Below are 3,037 nucleotides of genomic sequence, written 5' to 3'. Positions count from 1 at the left end.
GGTGAAGGAGACGGAGCTCCCGCCCGGGCCGCCGGAGGCTCCGGCGGCCCGGGCGGGAGCTCCGTGCGGGGGACGTCGGCCAGTTCCTTCTCGAAGAACTCCAGGGCCGGATCGAAGCGGCCCTCCCGCACCCAGCGGTCCTCCCACTGTGCGTAGTCCCCCAACTGGTGCTCCACGGGAGGAAGGTCGGGCTGCCGTGCGGCACGCAGCGCGTGATACGTCTCGTGCAGATCACGCAGCAGGACCCCGGCCGACCAGGCGTCCGTGACCGCGTGGTGCATGGTCAGGCACAGCGCCTGCTCGGTCCCGGTGTCCACCACCAGGACGCGGAACAGCGGCGCGGCGCTCAGGTCGAACGGCGTCCGCTCCTCGCCGCGCAGCAACGCGGCCGCCTGCTCCGCGTCCGACGCACGCGCGAAGCGCAGCGGCGCATCGAGGGAACCCGGCTCGGCGACGACCTGCACCAGCTCGCCGTCGCGCGGTTCGAGGCCGGTGCGCAGCGCCTCGTGCCGGTCCATCACCAGGACCAGGGCGCGGGTGAGCACCGCCTGGTCGAGAGGCTGCGACACACGCAGCGCCACGCGGGTGTTGTACTCGAGCGTGCCCGGACGCAACTGCTCCAGGAACCACAGGCGGCGCTGACCCCCGGTGGTCGGACGGACCCCGTGCCCGGCTGTCGGGCGGGGTGCGACGAGAGCCGGTTGTGCCGCGGACTCATCCGTCAGCAGGTCACGCACGTGGTCCGCGACCGCCGCGGGCGTCGCGTGGTCGAACGCAAGGGTGGGCGACAGCTCCACACCCGTGTAGGTCTCCAGGCGCTTGCGCAGCTCGGCGGCCATCAGCGAGTCGAGACCCCGGTCACGGAACGAGCTGTCCGCCGCGAGTACCTCCGCCGAACCCAGCAACGCCGTGGCCTCGTACCGCACGAACTCCGTGAGCTCCCCGACCTGTTCCGCCGCGGTCAGGGACAGGAGCCGGGCCGTGGAACCGGTGGCCGCGGCAGGCTCGTTGACGGCCTTCCGCAGCGGTACGCGCGCTTCGCCGGACACCGCCGAAGAACGCTGCCGGCCGACTGCGGCGGCAATCTCCCCGACCGGCTCGGCGGCAACCTCCCCCACCGGCTCGGCAGCGCCCGTACCGACGGCGGAGAGGACCGGCGCTCCCACGGCGTCCGCGGCCCACACGCGAAGGGGAGCATCCTCCGGGCCGCTCGACGCTCCGGCGACACGCACCCGCAGCACCCTGCTGCCCGTCGCGTGCAGCGCGACGTTCGCCCACACCGACGGCACGCGCGCGCCGGCCGCGCGCAACACCCGGTCCAGGAGCACGGGGTGCACGGCGTGTCCCTGGTCCGGCACATCCTCGGAAAGCCGGACCAGGAGGTACAGCTCCCCGTCCCGCCGCCACACCTCGGTGCCGTCGTCCTGTGCCCCGTCCTCCGACGTGTCCCGCACCGCGTCCGGCACAGGCCACTGCCGCAGGGCGTCGAACGCCTCGCTGTCCCCCTCGGTGTCCGGGGCGCCGTCCCCGGCCAGCACACCGGAGGCGTGCAGGACCCAGGCCGCTGGCCCGTCCGAGGTGTCCCGCTCCCGTTCGCTGTAGACCTCCACCGTCCGGCGGCCCGCTCCGTCCGGCGCCCCCACCTTCGCCCGCAGGGGCAGGGCGGACGCACTCGGCACGAGCGGCTGCTCGAGCGCGAGGTGGTCAAGGCGTGCCGCCTCGCCCACCGCACACGCGGCGTGCAGCGCCAGTTCGAGCGGGGCAGTGCCCGGCAGGGCGGCGCCGCCCTGCCGACTCTCCCCGGCGGAGGGGAGATGCCCGGACAGCACATCCGTCCCGTCCGGCAGGCGCAGTGCCATGGAGAGCCACGGATGCCCGGTGGGCCGAAGCCCTGTGCCTTCGGGGCTCCGGGAGTCCGGAGCGGCGGCCCGGTGCCAGTAGTGGTCGCGCTGGAAGGCGTACGTGGGCAGGCCGACGGGGGTCTTCGTACGGCGCGGGTGGGCGCGCTCGACGTCGACGTCCTGGCCGGAGGCCCGCAGATGGCCCAGGGCCTGGGCGAGCGAGAGGTTCTGGTCCGGGTTCTTGCGGGGCTGCTGGGACGGTATGCGCATCAGGCCGGGCGCGGCATGCGAGGCGCCGAGAGCGGTGAGGGCGGCGGTGGGGCCGATCTCCAGATGCCGGTTGACGCCGCGGTCGGTGAGCGCCGTGAGCGCCTGGTGGAAGCGGACGGTGCCCCGGGCCTGCCGCACCCAGTACTCCGGTGTGCGCATGCCGTCCCCGGGCAGGGAGTCAGGGGTGATCCACTCGCCCGTGACCGTGGAGACCAGCGGTGTGTGGGGCGCGTGGAAGGTGAGACCGGCCAGGACCTCCCGGAACCCGTCGAGCATGCCGTCCATGTGGGGCGAGTGGAAGGCATGCGAAACGCTCAGGGAGCGAGTGCGCCGCCCCAGGCCGTCGAAGTGCGCGGTGACGGCGGCGACAGCGGCGGCGTCACCGCTGATCACCGTGTGGCGGGGCCCGTTGACGGCGGCGACGCCGACACCGGTGTGACCTGTGAGGTGCGTGCGCACCTCGTCCTCGGAGGCGTCGAGCTGCGTCATGGCGCCGCCCGCCGGGCAGGCCTGCATGAGACGGGCGCGGGCGGCCACGAGGACGCAGGCCTCTTCGAGCCCGATGATCCCGGCGAGGTGGGCGGCCGTGATCTCGCCGAGAGAGTGTCCGGCGAGGGCGTCGGGAGCAACTCCCCAGTGCCGCCACTGGTGGTGGAGGGCCACCTGGTAGGCGAAGAGCGCCGGCTGGGCGTACTGGGTGTCGTGGACGAGCAGCGATTCGGCCGAGTCCTCGGGGGCGAAGAGGATGTCGGCCAGGGGGCGGGGCAGGTGCGCGTCGAGGGCCGCCGTGACGGAGTCCAGCGCGTCGGCGAAGCACGGGTGGGCGCTCCGCAGGGCATGGCCCATGCGGGGTTGCTGACTGCCCTGCCCGCTGAACAGGAACGCGGTGCGGGTCGTGGCAGTGGTGCAGACGGAGGAATGGGCAG

Annotated in this window: 1 pseudogene; it reads right to left on the bottom strand. The window is 73.9% G+C overall.

The annotated features are described in order from the left end of the window. Positions 1-44: 44 nt before the first annotated feature. A pseudogene (locus M4V62_RS43810) lies at positions 45-2,981 on the bottom strand (acyltransferase domain-containing protein); the annotation flags it as partial. Positions 2,982-3,037 lie beyond the last annotated feature (56 nt).

Source organism: Streptomyces durmitorensis (assembly GCF_023498005.1).
In the GTDB taxonomy this organism is placed as follows: Bacteria; Actinomycetota; Actinomycetes; order Streptomycetales; family Streptomycetaceae; genus Streptomyces; species Streptomyces durmitorensis.
The sequence above is the reverse complement of the archived record's forward strand: the minus strand, read 5'-3'. Positions and strand labels throughout refer to the sequence as shown.